The 20,852-nt window shown below is 44.5% G+C and carries 20 protein-coding genes; 7 read left to right on the top strand and 13 right to left on the bottom strand.

Going from position 1 to position 20,852, the window contains the following annotated elements; all coding sequences use genetic code 11:
* Positions 1-4: 4 nt before the first annotated feature.
* The 3 genes from DPF90_RS11360 to phoB are packed head-to-tail and all read right to left on the bottom strand — an operon-like array spanning position 5 to position 2,984.
* A complete protein-coding gene (locus tag DPF90_RS11360; RefSeq protein WP_114786462.1) occupies positions 5-970 on the bottom strand; it encodes a PstS family phosphate ABC transporter substrate-binding protein in 966 nt (321 codons plus the stop codon).
* A complete protein-coding gene (gene phoR, locus DPF90_RS11355; RefSeq protein ID WP_114786461.1) occupies positions 967-2,268 on the bottom strand; it encodes a phosphate regulon sensor histidine kinase PhoR in 1,302 nt (433 codons plus the stop codon). The genes DPF90_RS11360 and phoR overlap by 4 nt, the downstream gene beginning before the upstream one ends.
* 26 nt (positions 2,269-2,294) lie before the next feature.
* Positions 2,295-2,984 (bottom strand): phosphate regulon transcriptional regulator PhoB, encoded by a 690-nt coding sequence (phoB, locus tag DPF90_RS11350; RefSeq protein WP_114786460.1) that lies wholly within the window; start codon positions 2,982-2,984, stop codon positions 2,295-2,297.
* 212 nt (positions 2,985-3,196) lie between these two features.
* On the opposite strand from phoB, the gene rdgC reads away from it, so the two are divergent.
* The 3 genes from rdgC to DPF90_RS11335 all read left to right on the top strand — a co-directional run bounded on the left by rdgC (position 3,197) and on the right by DPF90_RS11335 (position 5,932).
* Positions 3,197-4,111, top strand: a complete 915-nt coding sequence (gene rdgC / locus DPF90_RS11345) for a recombination-associated protein RdgC (protein ID WP_114786459.1) — start codon at positions 3,197-3,199, stop codon at positions 4,109-4,111.
* Between the two features lie 163 nt (positions 4,112-4,274).
* Complete coding sequence (trhP, locus tag DPF90_RS11340) at positions 4,275-5,675, top strand: prephenate-dependent tRNA uridine(34) hydroxylase TrhP (protein ID WP_114786458.1); 1,401 nt, start codon at positions 4,275-4,277, stop codon at positions 5,673-5,675.
* A 2-nt stretch (positions 5,676-5,677) separates the two neighbouring features.
* The gene (locus DPF90_RS11335; protein WP_114786457.1) at positions 5,678-5,932 is read left to right on the top strand and encodes a YfhL family 4Fe-4S dicluster ferredoxin; all 255 of its coding nucleotides are present in this window, start codon (positions 5,678-5,680) and stop codon (positions 5,930-5,932) included.
* A gap of 50 nt (positions 5,933-5,982) precedes the next feature.
* On the opposite strand, the gene mepA is transcribed toward DPF90_RS11335, so the two are convergent.
* From mepA to queA, 7 genes are all read right to left on the bottom strand, one after another.
* The gene (gene mepA, locus DPF90_RS11330; protein WP_114786456.1) at positions 5,983-6,819 is read right to left on the bottom strand and encodes a penicillin-insensitive murein endopeptidase; all 837 of its coding nucleotides are present in this window, start codon (positions 6,817-6,819) and stop codon (positions 5,983-5,985) included.
* A 63-nt stretch (positions 6,820-6,882) separates the two neighbouring features.
* Positions 6,883-7,215 carry a DUF1904 domain-containing protein gene (locus DPF90_RS11325; protein ID WP_114786455.1) on the bottom strand — a complete coding sequence of 111 codons (333 nt, stop codon included), beginning with the start codon at positions 7,213-7,215 and terminating at the stop codon, positions 6,883-6,885.
* 128 nt (positions 7,216-7,343) lie between these two features.
* Positions 7,344-8,294, bottom strand: coding sequence for a protein translocase subunit SecF (secF, locus tag DPF90_RS11320; RefSeq protein ID WP_114786454.1), 951 nt, complete (start codon positions 8,292-8,294; stop codon positions 7,344-7,346).
* A gap of 14 nt (positions 8,295-8,308) precedes the next feature.
* A complete protein-coding gene (gene secD, locus DPF90_RS11315) occupies positions 8,309-10,165 on the bottom strand; it encodes a protein translocase subunit SecD (protein WP_114786453.1) in 1,857 nt (618 codons plus the stop codon).
* Positions 10,166-10,185: 20 nt separating this feature from the next.
* Positions 10,186-10,512 (bottom strand): preprotein translocase subunit YajC, encoded by a 327-nt coding sequence (gene yajC, locus DPF90_RS11310; protein WP_114786452.1) that lies wholly within the window; start codon positions 10,510-10,512, stop codon positions 10,186-10,188.
* A gap of 163 nt (positions 10,513-10,675) precedes the next feature.
* The gene (gene tgt / locus DPF90_RS11305) at positions 10,676-11,812 is read right to left on the bottom strand and encodes a tRNA guanosine(34) transglycosylase Tgt (protein ID WP_114786451.1); all 1,137 of its coding nucleotides are present in this window, start codon (positions 11,810-11,812) and stop codon (positions 10,676-10,678) included.
* 132 nt (positions 11,813-11,944) lie between these two features.
* Positions 11,945-13,003 (bottom strand): tRNA preQ1(34) S-adenosylmethionine ribosyltransferase-isomerase QueA, encoded by a 1,059-nt coding sequence (queA, locus tag DPF90_RS11300; RefSeq protein WP_114786450.1) that lies wholly within the window; start codon positions 13,001-13,003, stop codon positions 11,945-11,947.
* 306 nt (positions 13,004-13,309) lie between these two features.
* On the opposite strand from queA, the gene DPF90_RS11295 reads away from it, so the two are divergent.
* Entirely contained in the window at positions 13,310-13,750 is a 441-nt protein-coding gene (locus tag DPF90_RS11295; RefSeq protein ID WP_114786449.1) for a CBS domain-containing protein, read from the top strand.
* Positions 13,751-13,817: 67 nt separating this feature from the next.
* On the opposite strand, the gene aceA is transcribed toward DPF90_RS11295, so the two are convergent.
* From aceA to DPF90_RS11280, 3 genes are all read right to left on the bottom strand, one after another.
* Positions 13,818-15,131, bottom strand: a complete 1,314-nt coding sequence (gene aceA, locus DPF90_RS11290; protein ID WP_114786448.1) for an isocitrate lyase — start codon at positions 15,129-15,131, stop codon at positions 13,818-13,820.
* 99 nt (positions 15,132-15,230) lie between these two features.
* Positions 15,231-16,877 carry a malate synthase A gene (aceB, locus tag DPF90_RS11285; RefSeq protein ID WP_114786447.1) on the bottom strand — a complete coding sequence of 549 codons (1,647 nt, stop codon included), beginning with the start codon at positions 16,875-16,877 and terminating at the stop codon, positions 15,231-15,233.
* 613 nt (positions 16,878-17,490) lie between these two features.
* The gene (locus DPF90_RS11280; RefSeq protein ID WP_114786446.1) at positions 17,491-18,396 is read right to left on the bottom strand and encodes a hydrogen peroxide-inducible genes activator; all 906 of its coding nucleotides are present in this window, start codon (positions 18,394-18,396) and stop codon (positions 17,491-17,493) included.
* Between the two features lie 198 nt (positions 18,397-18,594).
* Here DPF90_RS11280 and DPF90_RS11275 point away from each other — a divergent pair, with 198 nt between their 5' ends.
* The 3 genes from DPF90_RS11275 to DPF90_RS11265 form a co-directional block, all read left to right on the top strand.
* Complete coding sequence (locus DPF90_RS11275; RefSeq protein ID WP_114786445.1) at positions 18,595-19,203, top strand: peroxiredoxin; 609 nt, start codon at positions 18,595-18,597, stop codon at positions 19,201-19,203.
* A 275-nt stretch (positions 19,204-19,478) separates the two neighbouring features.
* On the top strand, positions 19,479-20,510 hold the full coding sequence (dapD, locus tag DPF90_RS11270; protein ID WP_114786444.1) for a 2,3,4,5-tetrahydropyridine-2,6-dicarboxylate N-succinyltransferase: 1,032 nt from the start codon (positions 19,479-19,481) through the stop codon (positions 20,508-20,510).
* 124 nt (positions 20,511-20,634) lie between these two features.
* Positions 20,635-20,852 (top strand): transposase domain-containing protein (locus tag DPF90_RS11265; protein WP_205395164.1); only part of this gene is annotated, 218 nt, incomplete at its 3' end.

The raw sequence follows: 20,852 nt of genomic DNA, 5'->3' as shown, positions 1-20,852 counted from the left end.
ATAGTTAGTTAATGCTCAAAACATCAACTTTATTCAATTCAGCACTAGCCATTTCAGCTGATACTGGAACATAACCCGCTTTTTTGACTATGCTCTGCCCTTGTTCAGAGTAGATAAAAAGAATGAACTCTTTCATGATGTTAGACAAAGGCTTCGATGGATTCTTATTAACGTAAAGATAGAGATAACGCGATAGAGGGTATCGACCAGACACTATATTGCTCTCACTGGGATAAACATAATCTTGGCCTTGTCTCGCGATAGGAACAAGCTTGGCTCCAGAGACTTGATAACCGACCCCCGAATAACCGATCGTATTGATGGCGGAAGAGGTCGCTTGAACAACCGAAGCAGATCCTGGTTGTTCATTGACATTATTTCTAAAATCACCGCCACATAAGGCCACTTTTTTAAAGTAACCATAGGTACCTGACACAGAGTTTCGGCCAAACAGCAGCATGCTACGCTTTGCCCACTGATAATTGAGTCCTAAATCGGCCCATGTTGAAGCTGACTGAGTAGAGCCGCAGCGCAGAGTCGAAGAAAATATACTGTCTAGTTGCTCAAAATTAAGCCCTGTTATTGGGTTGTCTCGGTGAACAAACACACCAACTGCGTCAATCGCAATCCGCAGTTCTGTTGGTTTATAACCATGTGTACGTTCGAAGGCTTCGATTTCTCGTTGGCGCATTGGCCGACTCATAGGTCCGAACTGCGCTGTCCCCTCTGTCAAAGCAGGAGGTGCTGTCGAAGAGCCTGATGCCTGCACTTCCCCATTAACGCTAGGATATAAGTGTTTAAACGCTTCGACCCACAAAGTGGTGATTCCCGCTAACGTATCTGAACCAACCGTAGTCAAGCTACCACTCAAGCTTGCTACTTTGTGATAGTGCTGATGACGCGCGTTAGTTTCTTGAGCCGATACAGAAAATGTAAGCAGAAAGCAAACACTGGCAGCGACAAACCTCATCTATCCACCACTAGACGCTGAGGCAAAATAAACGAAAATTTACTCCCCACTCCGACTGCAGACTGAACTTCTAAATGAGAATCGTGATGGGTCAGAGCATGTTTGACAATCGCTAACCCAAGTCCACTTCCTCCGGTATCTCTTGAACGTGCTTTATCCACTCGATAAAAACGCTCAGTCAACCTGTGCAGATGTTGAGGCTCAATGCCTTCACCGCTGTCTTCAACTTCTAGACACGCGCCTTGAGCAGATAAATACCAGCGAACTTTTACATCAGCACCAGCAGGCGTGTATTTCACAGCGTTATAAACCAGATTAGAAATCGCACTACGCAATTGGTCTTCATCACCTAAAACCAATAAGTCACCTTCAATGTCAAAACTAAGCTTATGCTGCTGCTCACCACTCAGGCTCTGAGCTTCTTTTTCAAGCACATCCAACATAGCAGGAACATTCACCACATCTTCCAGCTCATGCATTGGTGCTGCTTCAATCTTGGACAAGGTCAATAACTGATTAACTAAGCCATTCATACGATTAAGCTGCTCAGTCATGACGCCATGTGCTTTGGTCCACATGGGGCCAACGACCATATCAGGGTCTTCGGTCATTTCTAGGTACCCTTGCAACACAGTCATTGGCGTGCGAAGTTCATGGGATACATTGGCAAAGAAGTTACGCCTCATTCCCTCCAATTGTTTTAATTGAGAAACATCACGAACCACCATCAAGTGCTCTCCTTCGGTATAAGGCACAATACGAAGTTCAAGCATACGTTCGACGTTGAGTGGAGAGCGTATTTCTAAAGGCTGAGAAAAGTCGTTTTTACTGAGGTATTTAATAAAATCTGGCGTGCGAAGGAGATTTGAAATAGGCTGTCCAGAATCATCTGGCCAGCGAAAACCAAGTAGGTGCTGAGCTAACTTGTTGCACCATACGATATTCCCCTCCCCGCGAAAAACAACCACGGCATCAGGAAGTGATTCTGCACCATTACGGAAACGGCGGATCAAGCTACTCAGTTCTTTGCGTTTACTGCGATGACGTTGCTGCAAACGATAAATACCATTAAACAGAAACTCCCAATGACCCGTGCCAGAAGGAGGAGTGAGACGCTTTTCATCCCATAGCCAAGCTGAAAGACGCATTTGATTGTGCAGATGCCATATGAGCTGCAATACGGTTGCAGCCAATAAAAGCCATGGCATGTAGCCAAAGATCCATCCGACAATTACCCAAGGGGTGTAAAAAAAAACTAGCTCTTTGGCTAGCTTTTTCCATGTTAACCGTTCAACCACTTACCTCTCCTGATGGTAAACTTGAATCAGGCTTTAGTCGAAAAGCGATAGCCTGCACCGCGCACCGTTTGAACCAACCTATCATGCCCAGCACCTTCAAGCGCTTTTCTCAGACGGCGGATATGAACATCCACAGTTCTGTCCTCGACGTAAACATTGGTGCCCCAAACGTTATTCAGCAGCTGCTCTCGGCTATAGACGCGCTCTTGATGGGTCATAAAAAAGTGCAGCATTTTAAACTCTGTTGGCCCCATGTCGAGTGCTTGGCCGTTGGCCGTCACTCGATGAGACACAGGATCAAGCCTCAACCCTTGCACGTCAATCACATCTTCCAAAGCGGTTGGAGTCACTCTTCGAATGACAGCTTTAAGACGCGCAACCAATTCTTTGGGAGAAAATGGTTTTGTGATGTAGTCATCAGCACCAACTTCCAAACCGCGCACCTTATCTTCTTCTTCACCACGAGCGGTAAGCATCACAACGGGAATATTGCGAGTCAACTCTTCTCGCTTCATATGCTTAATAAAGTTAATCCCACTTCCTCCAGGCAGCATCCAGTCTAGAAGAACCAAATCTGGGAAAGGTTCGGAAAGCTTGGTTACCGCGCTATCATAATCTTCAGCTTCAACCGCATGATAACCTTTCTGTTCAAGGACAAAGCAAAGCATTTCGCGAATTGGCGCTTCATCTTCAACAACAAGAATCCTTCTCGACATAATTGAATCACCTTTGAATAAGTGGAACTTAATCGTGCATTGACCAAGGCATTATCACTATAAATTATGACACTTTTGTGACCCTTGAAAACAAATTTTAATATAAGTTTCATCTTAATGATGAGTTGTTGCAATGGGACAATCTCACTAAAAGTCTTTATGATGAGCAACCAAAGTTTAAGATCAACAGACCCTAGGTATAGAGAAAGCGTATGTGGTTTAAAAACTGTCTAGTTTACCGTTTTAATCGAGATATTAAATTCCAAGCAGATGAATTGGAAAAACAACTTACTGAATTCCGTTTTACTCCTTGTGGCAGCCAGGACAAACAAAAATTCGGCTGGGTAACAGCAATGGGCAAGCATGGTGACATGATGACTCATGTTAGTGAGAACCGCATCCTAATCTGCGCAAGGAAAGAAGAAAAAATGCTACCCGCATCTGTGATCAAAGATTCACTGAGCGCCAAAGTAGAAGCCATGGAAGCACAGGAAGGAAGACCTCTTAAGAAAAAAGAGAAAGATACCCTAAAAGAAGATATTGTCATGGATCTGCTGCCAAGAGCCTTTAGCCGCAGCAGTCATACTCATGTCCTTATCCTGCCCAAAGAAGGCTTTATATTGGTCGATGCCAGTAGCTATAAAAAGGCGGAAGAGGTATTGGCACTCCTGCGTAAAACCATGGGCAGTTTACCCGTAGTACCTGCAATTCCCGAAAAAGCATTGGAAACGACATTGACTGAATGGGTCAAAACCGGCGATACCCCCGTGGGGATGGAGATGCTTGATGAAGCAGAACTCAAGTCAGTTCTTGAAGAAGGTGGCGTGATTCGCTGTAAAAAGCAAGAGCTTACTGCTGATGAAATCCGCAGCCATATCGAGGCTAATAAAGTCGTCACCAAACTTGCTTTATGGTGGCAAGAGCGAATCGAATTTCTTCTTGGCGAGGATGGCAGTATCAAGCGCCTCAAGTTTTCTGATGAGCTGAAAGATCAAAATGATGATATTCCAAGAGAAGACCAAGCAGCTCGATTTGACGCCGATTTCTCGCTAATGTGCGGCGAACTCAGCGCTTTCCTTCCAAACTTGTACCAATCCCTTGGCGGCTTGCCTCACGCAAACGCATAAACTTTCCTCGGGTGCTTAACCTAGTTAAGTACCCGCTGGTCATTACCACATTTATTTCATGGACTTTTTCCTAGTCACAACTCACGTTTTAGCGTAGAATTTTCGCCCCAATTCCATTAGGTGGAATGGACCTGACTTGAGATCAGACTGAGAGAATGAAAACATGACAACTGAGAAAGCATTTGTACCTGAGCTATTGTCCCCTGCAGGCAGTTTAAAAAACATGCGTTACGCTTTTGCCTATGGAGCAGATGCCGTATATGCAGGGCAACCTCGTTATAGCTTGCGTGTACGCAACAACGAGTTCAATCACGAGAACCTGAAAATAGGTATTGATGAAGCTCATGCTCTGGGTAAAAAACTGTATGTAGTATGCAATATCCAACCGCATAACTCTAAGCTCAAGACTTTTATCCGAGATCTCAAGCCGGTCGTTGAAATGGGGCCTGATGCTTTGATAATGTCAGATCCAGGTTTGATCATGATGGTGCGTGAGTCCTTTCCTGACATGCCAATTCATCTTTCAGTGCAAGCTAACGCTGTAAACTGGGCAACGGTTAAGTTCTGGGCTGCGAATGGGGTTGAACGCGTCATTGTCTCTCGCGAGCTTTCTCTAGAAGAAATCGAAGAAATTCGCCAACATTGCCCTGAAACCGAGCTAGAAGTGTTTGTTCATGGTGCACTTTGCATGGCCTACTCAGGACGCTGCTTACTATCAGGCTACATGAATAAGAGAGATCCTAACCAAGGCACCTGCACAAATGCCTGCCGATGGGAATACAAAGTCGAAAAAGGCAAAGAAGACGATTCTGGACAAATTGTCGAAGAGTTCGATCCGGCGCAAGCACAAACGATCGAGGTTCAAAATGAAGCACCTCAAGCAACCTTAGGTCTGGGTCAACCAACCGATGAGGTGGTGCTTCTCTCAGAAAGCCACAAACCTGAAGAGAAAATGGCCGCATTCGAAGACGAGCATGGTACCTATATCATGAATTCAAAAGATCTGCGTGCCGTTCAACATGTCGAGCGTTTGACTAAAATGGGCGTACATTCGCTTAAAATTGAAGGCCGTACTAAATCTTTCTACTACTGTGCGCGCACCGCTCAAGTCTATCGCAAAGCCATTGATGATGCTGTTGCAGGGAAACCATTTGATCAAAGTCTGATGGGAACCCTAGAAAGTCTGGCTCATCGCGGTTATACCGAAGGCTTCCTACGTCGTCATACACACGATACCTATCAGAACTACGACTACGGCTATTCTGTCTCCGACGCTCAACAATTTGTCGGCGAGTTCACGGGGAAACGCCGCGGCGACCTTGCTGAAGTTGAAGTGAAGAATAAATTCCTCTTAGGCGACAGCCTTGAACTAATGACGCCAAAAGGCAATGTTGTTTTTACTCTTGAAGCAATGGAAAACAGAAAATCCCAACCTGTTGACGATGCAAAAGGCAATGGCCACTTTGTGTTTATCCCTGTACCACAAGATATGGACTTAGAATACGGACTTCTGATGCGTAATCTCAATAGTGGTCAGGACACACGCAACCCAACAGGCAAATAACAATGGCACTGTTAATTACAGACAAGTGTATTAACTGTGATATGTGCGATCCCGAATGCCCTAATGGGGCAATTTCCATGGGAGACAGTATCTTTGAGATCGACCCCGATCTTTGCACTGAATGTAAAGGCCATTATGAAAAGCCAACTTGTCAGTCTGTATGTCCAATAACAAAATGTATTATTACAGACCCTAATCATGTGGAAACAGACGAGCAGCTATTGGAAAAGTTCGTCATCATTCAAGGGCTAGCCTAGCCTGATTGGATTAATATAAGCCGCTGACTAATCAAGCGGCTTCCTCTTATCTAGATATTGTTTAGCATTTTCCGGCATTGCGCAGGCATCACTTTGGGCTTTTTTTTGCTCGCTTTTTGCGATGTTTTAGGCTTAGGTTGAAGACGCCAACTGATTAACTCGGCCCCACATCCATCGCCCTCAGGCGGCGCTGCTTGAGGACGGCAAAAGGTATTCTCGTAAGGGCATTTTAATCTGACATGCATGTGGTAATGATGTCCCCACCATGGTCTAACCTTCCTTAACCATTCACGCTGCTCTTGAATTTCGTCGGCGCAGAGTTTCTCTTTAATCACAGGGTGAACAAAAATACGCTCTACTGCGGGATCATAAGCGGCCATCTTGATCAATTCAAAATGCCTCGTATCCCAATTTTTCTTTAACACTTGATACTGCTTTATATTAACCACACTAATCGGCACAGGTTTTTGTAGCTGGCGCTCTGTGAGTCTTTCTCGAGTCAGCCTAAGCCAAATGTCGATGTCCAATCCCGTTTGATGGCTAGTATGGCCAGAAGAAAAGCGCCCACCTTGCGGCAAAGACAAATCACCGACCAGTATATGCGTATTAAGATATTGCTCTGACATTTTGCCCAAGCGCTGAACAAAACTGACAGCGCTCGGGTGGCCATAATATCTCTGACGATCGCTTCTAAGAACTTGATACCCTGCTCCCTCAAGTGGTAATGCAGAGCCACCTGCTAAACAGCCATTTGCATAGCTGCCGATGGCTTGGGGAGAATGGGTTGAAGGTGTATTAACTTTCTCCCAAGGGCTTGCTGTTACAGAGAAGGTTGGGCAGAATGAAACAGCCAAGAATAATATGTGCCATTTCCAACAATCTAGCATCTCCCACACTCCTATCAGTAATCACATCATGTGTTTACCTTTATGAGAGAGGCTTAACACATATTAGTAATGCTCACCATTATCATAGTAGGTGTTCGCTTCAAGAGCGGTAAAGATAACCGCAACATCTACATCCGCTTCCAAGATATGACGAACTTGCTTAGTGATAAGATCAGCTACTGCGTCCTGAGTCTCTTGCCCACGATCAAACCACAGCACCTCGACGAAAGGATAGGCTTGGCTTACTTGCCCCTCATGATAAAAGGTCGTGTAGACGTACTCGAATGTGAAATCTTCTCTTGGACAGTCCATATGAGGCTGCAGAGCATCAATTAAAGACTTAGATAAAGACTGAACACTTTGTGGTTCCATGGCGCGAAAACGTAAATGTGGCATTAATGGCTTCCTAATAATTATGTTTTCACCATAATACCAAGTTAGTGAATAATATCTCGATTATTTCTGCTTCAAGCTTTTAAAGGTGGATTAAAGAAAAAGCCGCTGAGTTATCAGCGGCTTGTATTTTATTGAGGTATTTCGTCAAACTCAGCACCTTCTTTTTCCACCTGAGGTGGCATAAGATGCTCTTTGGTTATCCCTAGCTTGAGAGCGAGTGCAGAGGCAACATAAATAGACGAATAAGTACCAACAGTGATACCCAATAGCAGCGCCGTAGCAAAACCATGGATCATGGCACCGCCCTGAACAAATAAAGCGATGACAACAAACAAGGTTGTACCTGAAGTGATAAGGGTACGGCTCAAGGTTTGAGTAATAGAGCTATCCATAATTTCCGCCGGCTCACCTTTACGCATCTTGCGGAAATTCTCTCGAATTCGGTCAAAAACCACTATGGTATCGTTAAGTGAATAACCCACAACCGTAAGAAGCGCCGCGACGATAGTCAAGTCGACTTCGATTTGCATAAACGAGAACACACCAAGTGTAATAATGACGTCATGAGCAAGAGCAAGCACTGCACCTGCCGCGAGACGCCATTCAAAACGAATGGATACGTATATCAAGATACAAATCAAAGAAACAATGATAGCAAGCCCGCCAGCTTCTGTTAGCTCATCACCAACATTAGGCCCAACAAACTCAATACGGCGCATTTCAACGCTTTCACCTGTGCCAGCTTTAATAGCACTGATAATTTCATTGCCGAGCGTCTCTCCGGCAACGTCCTCACGAGGACGTAACCGAACCATGACATCGCGTGAGCTACCAAAGTTTTGTACCGTAGCATCGCCAAAGCCTTTTGCATCGAGCGCGGTACGAATTTCCTCTAAGTTGGCAGGCTGTTCAAAGCCGACTTCAATTAGGGTTCCTCCGGTAAAATCCAGTCCCCAATTCAGCCACTTAGTCGATAGAGTAAAGATCGAGGCACCAATCATCAAAATCGATAAAAGGAAGGCGAATTTTGACCAACGCATAAAGTCGATCATTTTGTCTGCTTTTAGAATCTGAAACATAATCATCTCCAGCCTTAGATCGACAATTTATTGATGCGCTTTCCGCCATACATCAAGTTAACAACGCAGCGTGTCCCTATGATGGCAGTAAACATGGAGGTCAAAATACCAATAGAAAGCGTCACGGCAAAACCCTTGATCGCTCCTGTACCGACGGCAAAGAGAATAATCGCCGTGATAAGTGTTGTAATATTGGCATCGGCAATGGTACTAAATGCATTGGCATAACCTTGATGAATCGCTTGCTGTGGATTTCGACCGTCACGAAGTTCTTCACGTATCCGTTCAAAAATCAGCACATTGGCATCCACCGCCATACCAACAGTAAGAACGATACCTGCAATACCCGGAAGCGTCATGGTCGCACCCGGTATCATAGACATCACCCCTATGATAAGAACAAGGTTCACCATCAACGCCATATTAGCGATAAAGCCAAACTTGCGGTAGTAGAGCAAAGTAAACAGCATCACAGCAACCATACCCCAGATACACGCCATTACACCCATATCTATGTTTTGTTGTCCCATAGAAGGGCCAATGGTACGTTCTTCAACAATTGATATTGGAGCAATCAAAGCACCAGCACGAAGCAATAGAGCAAGGTTGTGCGCTTCAGCGGCAGTATCGATACCAGTAATACGGAAATTACGACCAAGCGCTGACTGAATAGTAGCTTGATTGATGACTTCCTCATGTTTACTCAGAATCACTTTACCTTCAGGCGTACGTCGACCGCTGTCTTTGTACTCAGCAAATACGGTTGCCATAAGCTTGCCAATATTCTTTTTCGAGAAAGAAGACATCTTACTGCCACCCTCACTATCCAGTGAGATATTGACCTGGGGTCGACCATATTCATCAGTACCAGAGCTTGCATCGGTAATACTTGAACCACCCAAGATCACGCGCTTTTTCAAAACGACAGGGCGTCCATCGCGATCTTGTTTGATCTCACTACCTGCTGGCGCTCTGCCACTTGCAGCAGCAGCTAAGTCCGCTCTGTCATCCACTTCACGAAACTCAAGCGTTGCAGTGGCACCCAAGATTTCCTTGGCACGAGCGGTATCTTGAACACCTGGTAATTCAACGACAATGCGGCTTGCACCCTGACGCTGAACTAGAGGCTCAGCAACACCAAGCTCATTGACTCGGTTACGTAAAATGGTAATGTTCTGCTCTACCGCATAGTTGCGGATTTCAGCCAGACGTTGCTCAGTAAATGTCGCCGTAAGAGTAAATCGCCCACCAGCGTCTGAGTCCACAAACGTCATATCAGGATGATTTTGGGTGAAGAGACGCTTAGCATCGGCAAGTTGCTCTTCATTACGGAGTAAGACTTCAACCGAATCTTGCTCTGAGGGGCGAATTGCTCGATAGCGGATCTTAGCTTCACGCAGCTCGCTACGAAATGCTTCTTCCTGCTGACTGACTAATTTCTCCATCGCAGCGTCCATATCAACTTCCATCAGGAAGTGAACACCACCACGAAGGTCCAGACCTAATTTCATTGGTGCAGCACCAATAGCATCAAGCCAATCCGGTGTCGCGGGAGCAAGGTTTAAAGCAACAATCTTGTCTTTACCCAAGGATTCATTGATAACATCTCTGGCACTTAGCTGAGTATCTGTATCATTGAAACGTACAAGAATGGAGCCATCTTCGAGGGAAATGGATTTTTGAGATAAGCCCTTTTCATTCAGAGCTTGAGTGATGGAGTCCAGCGTCGACATATCGACAGAGGCGCCACGCGCCCCTGTAATTTGAATAGCTGGATCTTCACCATAGATGTTTGGAAGTGCGTATAAAGCAGCAATGGCAATGGTTAGCACCACCATCAAATACTTCCATAATGGATAGCGGTTAAGCACAGCGAGGATCCTTTAGCTGTTTATAGAGATTTAAGCGTACCTTTTGGCAGCACTGCAGTTACAAAATCTTTCTTGATAACGATTTCGTTGTTAGCATTAAGTTCAACAGAAATATAGTCGTTGTCTTCTGCGATTTTGGTAATTTTTCCTACCAAGCCACCACTCGTCAGTACTTCATCACCTTTGCCCATCGATGCCATTAGGCTCTTATGCTCTTTGACACGCTTAGCTTGTGGGCGGTAAATCATGAAGTAAAAGATAACCGCAAACATACCTAGCATGATCAGCATTTCAAAACCACCACCTGCGGGTGCGCCTTCTGCGGCATAAGCTGGAGTAATCAACATTAAAACAATCCTCTATTTACTTTTATTAAATATCCAAGTTGGGCTTGAGCATCAAGGTTTCAAGAGACACTCAAACATTTAGGGAGCCTAGTCTCAAAATTCCCAAGAATTTGCCTAACTAATTCACAAAAGCCTTTGGCGAAATGCCAAAGGCTGTTCATCTTTACTGCTCTTTTGCCAAAGGTGGCACTTCACGATTTCGGCGAGCATAAAACTCTTTAACAAACTCATCAAAGCGATCTTCATCGATTGCTTGACGAATACCTTCCATCACTCGTTGATAGTAACGAAGGTTATGGATGGTATTGAGGCGAGCACCCAAAATTTCATTACAGCGATCAAGATGGTGCAGATACGCTTTTGAATAATTCTGGCAAGTGTAACAGTCACACTCAGGATCCAGAGGTGTTGTATCGGTTTTATGTTTAGCATTACGGATCTTGATCACACCGCCAGTAACAAACAGATGTCCGTTACGGGCATTACGTGTCGGCATCACACAATCAAACATATCGATACCACGGCGAACACCTTCAACTAAATCTTCCGGCTTGCCAACGCCCATAAGGTAACGAGGTTTGTCTTCTGGAAGTTGTGGGCAAGTGTGCTCAAGTACACGATGCATATCTTCTTTTGGCTCACCAACCGCAAGTCCACCAACGGCATAACCGTCAAAGCCGATGTCAGTCAAACCTTTGACCGATACGTCACGTAAATCTTCGTAAACACCGCCCTGTACAATACCAAATAGGCTGTTGGGGTTTTCTAGTTTGTCAAAATGATCACGTGAGCGCTGCGCCCATCGCAGTGACATTTCCATCGACTTCTTAGCTTGATCGTGAGTCGCAGGATATGGCGTACATTCATCGAAAATCATCACGACGTCTGAACCGAGATCTTGCTGAATTTCCATCGACTTTTCTGCGTCCATGAAAATTTTATCTCCGTTTACTGGATTACGGAAATGTACCCCTTGCTCGGTAATTTTGCGGATATCACCCAGACTAAAGACCTGAAAGCCCCCTGAATCGGTTAAGATGGGCCCCTGCCAATTCATAAAATCATGCAGGTCACCATGCATTTTCATGACTTCTTGTCCTGGGCGCAGCCAAAGGTGGAAAGTATTACCAAGCAAAATCTCTGCTCCAGTCCCTTTTACCTCTTCTGGCGTCATGCCTTTCACCGTGCCATAAGTACCAACCGGCATAAAAGCAGGGGTTTGCACGCCACCACGTTCAAAAGTCAGCTGACCTCGGCGCGCCGTGCCATCTTTCTTTTTCAGATCAAATTTTAATTTCACTAAGCCTCCCAATGTCAGAAATACAGTCTGACCAAAAGTGCCGAGTATTCGCATCAAAACCAGCGATTACACTAGCTAAAAACGGCTTAGTATCGGCTGCTTCATGCACCGCGAACACTCTTAAATTTTTATTTAACGCTCAAGCGTTCTCTTACTAATAAACATGGAATCACCATAAGAGAAAAAGCGATACTTTTTCTCTACTGCATGTTTATAAGCGTTCATCGTATGCTCAAAACCAGCAAACGCACTCACCAACATAATCAAGGTTGATTCTGGAAGATGAAAATTTGTGATCAAGCAGTCGACCAATTGATATTCATAACCCGGATAGATAAATATTTCTGTATCCCCAAAGAAAGAGGCCAGTTCTGTGCCTTTTTTGAGCGCATCTTGTGCGGCACTTTCTAAAGAACGAACCGAGGTCGTACCCACGGCGATAATTTTACCACCTCGAGATTTGGTTTGGTTGATCGCATCGACCACCTGCTGAGGAACTTCCACATACTCGGCATGCATATGATGATCGTGAATATTATCGACTTTAAGTGGCTGGAAAGTTCCTGCTCCGACATGCAGTGTCACATAAGCAAGCTCCGCGCCTTTCGCCTGAATCTTAGCAAGTAAAGCATCATCAAAGTGCAGTCCTGCGGTCGGTGCAGCCACAGCACCTGGCTTTTGGTTGTAAACCGTTTGATAACGCTCTTTATCCGAGTCTTCGTCAGGTCTATCAATATAAGGCGGTAAAGGCATGTGACCAATATGCTCTAAAATCTCTAATACCGTTTTATCCGACTCAAACTTCAACTCAAACAAGGCTTCATGCCGAGCCATCATCTTGGCTGAGTATTCATCGTTTTCGCCCAGAACGATTGTCGAGCCTGGTTTAGGAGATTTAGAACAACGAACATGAGCCAGTATACGCTGCTCATCTAACATTCTTTCTACCAAGACTTCTAATTTACCACCTGACTCCTTGCGGCCAAACATACGTGCAGGAATAACGCGCGTATTATTGAACACGACCAAGTCTCCTGCTTGAATCTGGTCTAAGACATCAGTAAATGTGCCATCGCAAACTTGACCTGCATTGCCATCTAACTGAAGTAGTCGGCTAGCAGTACGCTCTGGTTGAGGATAACGAGCAATAAGCTCATCAGGTAAATCAAAGTGAAAATCGGATACTTGCATCTTACTAATCTTTTGTCGTGGTTTCTCTTGCTGTGATCAAAGCCGAACTGATTCTGTCACAAACAGACGACGAGTTTTTCGCAGCCGACTAGTATATGCTGGACGTACTCAATAGCAAGGATTGAGGTGTGAATATTTGTAATCCATGTTGATTTGATTGATAGCTGTAAAGTTGAACCCTATAACTGTACACAATTTACCACATCGATTCTATTGAGATAAAACCAAAAACCTTGCCACCTCTCAAACGCTCTGACTGAAAGCGTCTATAGTAGAAAAGATAAAACAACAACTCAGGAGGCAGCCATGATAAAAGTCGAAGACATGATGACACGTAACCCACATACTCTGTTACGCTCGCACCAACTTTCAGACGCCAAACATACCATGGACGCACTGGATATTCGCCACATTCCTATTGTCGATGCTCATAAGCAGCTGCTGGGTGTAGTATCACAACGTGATGTGTTAGCCGCGCAAGAATCCAGTCTACAAAACATACCGGAAAACCAAGCCTTTACTCTGAATACTCCGCTGTATGAAGTCATGAAAACCGATTTAATGACGGTTGCACCACAAGCGGGATTAAAACAAAGTGCGCTCTACATGCAAAAGCACAAAGTTGGCTGTTTGCCTGTGGTCGAAAAAGGGCAACTCGTGGGTATCATTACCGATACTGATTTTGTGGCCATCGCAATTAACTTGCTGGAGCTACAAGAAGAAATGGAACCTGAGGAAATCGATTAAAACAGCGCACTTTTAATCTTTTGAACAGTAGCGAGTCACCAATCAAACAGTGACTCGCTGTCATGGTCTAGAACTGATCTTCTTCGGTCGAGCCTGTCAAAGCGGTGACAGAAGAGTTTCCTCCCTGAATCGTATTGGTCATTTTATCAAAATAACCCGTACCGACCTCTTGCTGGTGCGCAACAAAGGTATACCCTTTTTCTGCGGCTTTAAACTCTGGGCGCTGAACTTTCTCAACATAATGACGCATTCCCTCACCTTGGGCATAATCGTGCGCGAGTTCAAACATGTTGAACCACATATTGTGGATCCCTGCTAAGGTAATAAATTGGTATTTGTACCCCATATCCGACAGTTCTTGCTGGAACTTAGCAATAGTCTCAGCGTCAAGGTTTTTCTCCCAGTTAAACGATGGAGAGCAGTTGTAGGCAAGCAGCTGCTCTGGATACAGAGCATGGATTGCCTTAGCAAACTTGCGCGCTTCTTCTAGACAAGGCGTAGCGGTTTCACACCAAATAAGGTCGGCATGAGGGGCATAAGCAAGGCCTCGGGAGATCGCTTGGTCAATACCAGCACGCACACGATAAAACCCTTCTTGAGTACGCTCACCTTGGATAAAGTCTTTATCATACGGATCGCAGTCTGAGGTCAAAAGATCCGCCGCATTAGCATCGGTACGAGCAATAACCAAGGTTCTTATCCCCGCGACATCGGCAGCCAAACGCGCCGCAACCAGCTTTTGCACTGCTTCTTGAGTTGGAACCAGCACCTTACCGCCCATATGACCACACTTTTTCACTGAAGCAAGCTGGTCTTCAAAATGCACTCCTGCTGCGCCAGCATCGATCATGGACTTCATTAACTCGTAGGCGTTTAGTACTCCGCCAAACCCAGCTTCAGCATCGGCAACAATTGGCAGGAAATAATCAATCCCACCTTCATCATTTGGTGACTTGCCGTTTGACCATTGAATTTGGTCGGCGCGGCGAAAAGAGTTGTTGATCCTTTTCACCACAGCAGGCACAGAATCAACTGGGTATAAGGATTGATCAGGGTACATAGACGATGCGGTATTGTTATCGGCAGCAACCTGCCAACCAGATAGATAAACCGCCTCAATGCCCGCTTTGGCCTGCTGCACCGCTTGCCCTCCAGTGAGCGCGCCAAGACAATTGACATAACCCTTCTTAGCATCGCCATTGACCAAGGCCCAGAGCTTGTCTGCACCACGCTGAGCTATGGTATTTTCCGGTACCATGGATCCACGTAAAGTGACCACCTCTTCTGCACTATAGGGGCGTTTGACATTTTTCCAACGCGGATTGGTTGCCCAGTCTTTTTCGATTGCCTCAATTTGTTGGCGGCGAGTTAAGTTTGTCATCGTTATTTCCTTCTATTGATGAACCAATATTGCTGTTGTTATATCAGCGGTACTTCCTTCTCCGCTGTTTACGATCGATGTTGCTGACGATGTTGGTGATTAATCTAGGTAGTCATATCCTGGAATAGTGAGAAAGTCGCTTAGCTCTTCACTGGTCGTGAGTTTGGCCATCAAAGTCGCCGCTTCTTCAAAACGTCCAGCTTGATAACGCTCATCACCGAGTTCTGCTTTAACGACATTTATCTCTTCATTCAAGTACTGTTCAAACAGTGCTTTGGTGACAACTTGCCCGTTATCTAGAGATTTACCATGCTTGATCCACTGCCAAATGGATGCTCTTGAAATTTCGGCTGTCGCAGCATCTTCCATGAGTCCATATATAGGCACACAGCCATTGCCTGAAATCCAAGCTTCAATGTATTGCAGCGCCACCCTGATGTTGTGTCTCATACCTTGCTCAGTTCGTGCTCCTTGGCAAGGTTTAAGTAAATCTTGGGCCAGGATGGGAGCATCATCTTCACGAGTAACATCAAGTTGGTTGCTTCGCTCAGCCAACACATGGTTAAAGACCTTGATTGCAGTCTCTGCCAACCCGGGGTGCGCGACCCAAGTGCCATCATGACCATTTTGCGCTTCCAATGATTTATCGGTTTGGATCTTATTAAGTACTTGCTGATTCTGCTCTGGATCCTTTGAAGGAATAAATGCGGCCATTCCTCCCATAGCAAATGCGCCACGCCGATGACAGGTTCGAATGAGCAAACGAGAATAGGCATTGAGAAAGGGCTGATCCATAGTCACGCTCTGCCTGTCAGGCAAGATACGATCGGGATGATTCTTTAGTGTCTTGATGTAGCTAAAGATATAATCCCAGCGGCCACAATTAAGACCAACGATATGCTCTTTAAGGGCAAACAAAATCTCATCCATCGCAAATACCGCAGGGATGGTTTCAATCAAAACCGTCGCTTTTATCCTTCCTGTCTCTAAGCCGTAATATTGCTCAGTAAAGTGAAATATTTGACTCCACCACTGAGCTTCTTGGTAGGATTGAAGCTTAGGCAAATAGAAATAAGGGCCACTGCCTTTTTTAATTAAGCTCTGGTAGTTGTTATAAAAATAAAGTGCGAAGTCAAACAAAGCACCCGGAATCGGTTTGCCATTAAAAAGCACATGTTTTTCTTTGAGATGAATGCCTCTAACGCGACAAATCAGCACCGCAGGATCGTCTTTCAGTCGATATTGCTTTTCACTTTTCGGGTCCTGGTAGGATATAGTGCCATTTATTGCATCACGTAAATTTATCTGACCATCTAATAATTGCGTCCAATCTGGCGACATTGAATCCTCAAAGTCCGCCATAAACACTTTTACATCTGCGTTTAGTGCATTGATGACCATTTTTCGATCCGTTGGTCCCGTGATCTCAACTCGGCGATCCTGAAGGTCATTTGGAATTTTGCTTATCTTCCAATCACTGGCTCTGATTTCTTGGGTATCCGGATCAAAGTCAGGTAAAGAGCCAGCATCAATACGAGCCTGATATTGTTCACGAGCCGTGAGTAATACGTGGTTTTGACCGGCAAATTTCTCACATAAGAGAGACAAAAAGCCCTGACACTCATCAGAAAAAATCTCTTGATGCTCTGATGAAAGATGAGTAGTAATTTCTAAGCTGCCTTTACTCACACCATTTTCTTGTGTGTGCTTAAGCGTATTTTCTGTAGCTGAAGTCTTCAAAAGCATTTCCTTTACCTTCTCCGGTCAACAATCCCAGTATGGTATTAATTACGCATACCAAGGCAGTTAATAAAAATTACATCTGTAACTATAAAACAACAAAGACGCTGTGCTATCTATACTGTGATCTGGACCAAATACAGCCCGAGACATGACTAACACGTAGCATCAAAAAAACCTATCAAATTCTAATTAAACTATAACAATTAAAGATTAAATAAAAAGCTCTCAAGAGCGTAAAAAACAAAATTCAACATTTTATCTTTTTGACTTTAAGTTGTTGATCTTTCACCATTGTTGTAATTAAATTTCGTAATTAAATAACCAAAAGACAACCAACCAGAAGAGCTTTAAAACAAGTGTTTAATTTATTTCAACAAGGAGTGGCACCTTATGCTTTGATGTACAAGCACAGCGGATAAAGTCACTTTAAACAAGCAGGATGAAAGGGATTGTAAAATTGACACTGTTAAGTTTCATTATTTAATGAAACCTTCGCCAAGGAAAAGCTGTGAAATTTTACAAGTTAAACTTCACCAACAGAATAAAAAACCATTAAAAAAAGACAAACCAGTCAGTAAAACTGGTTACAACAGAGAATGAACCATGATCACTACACCTAAAGTAGCTCAGAAACGACTTGTGCTAGCTGATTAAAGGTGTTGACTCTTGAAGAACTGGGTCTCCAGACCAAACCTATATGTCGGTGAGCTTGTTGCTCTGGCGGATCGACAACCACCAAATTTTGGTTTTCAATCAACCCATGGTCAATCGCCATCTGAGGGATAAAAGTGGTGCCCATGCCATTCGCGACCATTTGAACCAAAGTATGCAAACTTGTGGCAGAAAATGGGTTAATCTTTTCTTTTCTGGTTAGCTGACAGGCTGACACAGCGTGCTCAGTCAAACAGTGCTCTTTTTCAAGCAGAAATACAGATTCATCGGGAAGGTCGTCGTATTTAATTGGAGTGCGAATGGTATTCGCCTGATGGCGACTAATGATCATTTTAAACGGATCATTGCCAACAATTTTGCTCTCCATTCCATCGAGTTCAACGGGCAAGGCTAAGATCAATATATCCAATTCACCATGGCGAAGCGCGGCCAACAAATTATTTGTGGTATCTTCTCTTAGCAAGAGATTAAGCAAAGGAAAGCGCTGATTCACTTCTTGGACAAGATCACAGAGCAAAAATGGCGCTATGGTTGGGATACAACCAACTCGCAATTGCCCTTGCATTTCTCCTCCCTGACATTGCCGGCCTAACTCAACCAAATCTTGGCCTTTGGCCAGTAACTCACGACCTTGTTTTACTACCTGCTCTCCCGCTAAAGTAAAAACAAGCGGCCCCTTTTTGTCTTTCTTTTCGTAAAGCGGGCAACCAATCAAATCTTCAAGATTTTGAATCCCCTTACTTAAGGTCGATTGACTAACAAAGCACTTTTTGGCGGCCTCGCTAAAGTGGCGAGTTTCATGTAGCGTGATTAGATAATGTAACTGTTTAAGATTCGGCCATTTAGTCATAGTTTTGTTGTTTAAATATCTCAATTTGGTGAACGGCGCATAGATTTTGACCTATCGTTTTTTTCGATTAACTTAATCTATTTATTTCGCTTTTTTCAATACTACAATCTGTACTATAGTTTGTCTCGCACAAACACGGACCAAACCAAAATTACTCAAGATGGTTTGGAACTAACCATACTTTTTAGGAGCAAAAAAATGGTACTAGTAGGTCGTCAAGCCCCTGACTTTACTGCGGCAGCTGTTCTAGGTAACGGTGAAATCGTTGACAACTTCAACTTTGCAGAATTCACTAAAGGTAAGAAAGCGGTTGTTTTCTTCTACCCACTAGATTTCACGTTCGTTTGCCCATCAGAGCTTATTGCATTCGACAATCGTCTAGCTGACTTCCAAGAAAAAGGCGTTGAAGTAATCGGTGTTTCTATCGATTCTCAATTCTCGCACAACGCATGGCGTAATACTGCTATCGAAGATGGCGGCATCGGTGAAGTAAAATACCCATTGGTTGCAGATGTTAAACACGAAATCTGCAAAGCTTACGACGTTGAGCACCCAGAAGCAGGCGTTGCATTCCGTGGTTCTTTCCTAATCGATGAAGAAGGTGTTGTTCGTCACCAAGTGGTTAACGACCTTCCACTAGGCCGTAACATTGACGAAATGCTACGCATGGTTGACGCACTAAACTTCCACCAAAAGCACGGCGAAGTATGTCCTGCACAATGGGAAGAAGGTAAAGCAGGTATGGATGCATCTCCAAAAGGTGTTGCGGCATTCCTATCTGAGCACGCTAGCGACCTAAGCAAATAATAGACTTGGTCGCAACTGACGAATAGTCAGTTAATGCCAAAGATACTTTGCAAAGAGCTCAAACTATGTTTGGGCTCTTTTTGATTTTCATCGACGCTATATTGAGCTTACCAATATAGATAAAAAGACAGAGTGTCGGTAAAAAGACAAAAAGTATCGACCTTCAGACGTTATCCATCGCGGTGCTTTAAAGACGAAAACACTCTACTTATGATGAACACAAACCAAGCTTAGAAGGGAAACTCGTTTTCCTTGACCCAACGGAGATTCAAAACATGGCTACTTTCTCTCTCGCTTTCGGCACGGCAACGAAAAACCGTGATGGAAAAATCATCGAAGCCTTTTTCCCCCATCCTGTACTAGCACCCACTGATGCACTGGTCGACTCACTAGCGGAAGTAACGGGTTATCAAGAAGGCAACCAAGTTATAGAGGTGACTGCGAGCCAAAGTGCCCAGCTTGCTAAAGCATTCGAAACCAACGGTGATAGCAATAACGCCGCATTGGCAGCTAAAGCCACCGAGTCTGAGCAGCCGCTAGTGCTTGTTATTCTCAAAACAGATGAAAAGCCCTCTTCTGTTGCAGAAGGCTTTCTGAAACTGCAACTTATCTCTAACCGATTAGTTCTGCCTCACGGCACAGTGCTCGATGGCATTTTTGGCCTACTGCACAATATTGCTTGGACTAACGAAGGTCCAATTGATCTGCCAGAGCTTTCTGAGCGTCAAATTGAAGCTCGCTTAGCAGGACGTCATTTGTCGGTTGATTGCGTTGATAAATTCCCGAAAATGGTCGATTACGTGGTACCTGCTGGCGTTCGTATTGCGGATACTGCTCGTGTTCGCCTTGGCGCACATGTGGGGGAAGGTACAACGGTAATGCATGAAGGCTTCATCAACTTCAATGCGGGAACTACAGGCACAAGTATGGTTGAAGGCCGTATTTCCGCTGGTGTTGTGGTCGGCAATGGCTCTGATATTGGCGGCGGCGCTTCAATTATGGGCACGCTATCTGGCGGCGGCTCCGTTGTAGTGTCTATTGGCGAAAGCTCTCTTCTTGGCGCTAATGCTGGTCTTGGTTTCCCACTTGGCGATCGCTGCACTGTTGAGTCTGGCTTGTATGTGACTGCTGGCTCCAAAGTTCTTATGCTAGATTCACAAGGCAATGAAGTTGAGACGGTTAAAGCGCGCGATCTTACTGGCGTATCCGATTTACTCTTCCGTCGCAACTCAGTCACAGGTCAGATTGAGTGTCTGGCTAACAAAACCGCGGTAGAACTTAACTCAGAGCTACATAGTAACAACTAAATTTTGTCGCTGCTTACGATTGAAAGGCTGATGATCGACCATCTAATGCCGATCGGTTTAGAGACTTGAACGATCCTGGGATCGTATGATAATCCCCACTAACTTTGTTAGTGGGGATTTTTCTATGTTGGCTGAAGAGTTAGTTCTAGCTCATGATACTATTGAAGATGGCAAAAATTATGAGTCTGTAATTAATGCCATTCAACTTGAATGGATAGAGCAAGCTCTCTATGAAACATCTAAAGCGAGTATCAGAAGGCGTCGGCTACCGGCCCAACAAGCAGTATGGCTCGTCATTTGGATGGGATTGCAGAGAAATAAATCCATTAAAGAGGTTTGCAG

The organism is Vibrio tetraodonis (assembly GCF_003350295.1).
Classification (GTDB): Bacteria; Pseudomonadota; Gammaproteobacteria; order Enterobacterales; family Vibrionaceae; genus Vibrio; species Vibrio tetraodonis.
This window is presented reverse-complemented; position numbering and strand designations above follow the sequence as displayed.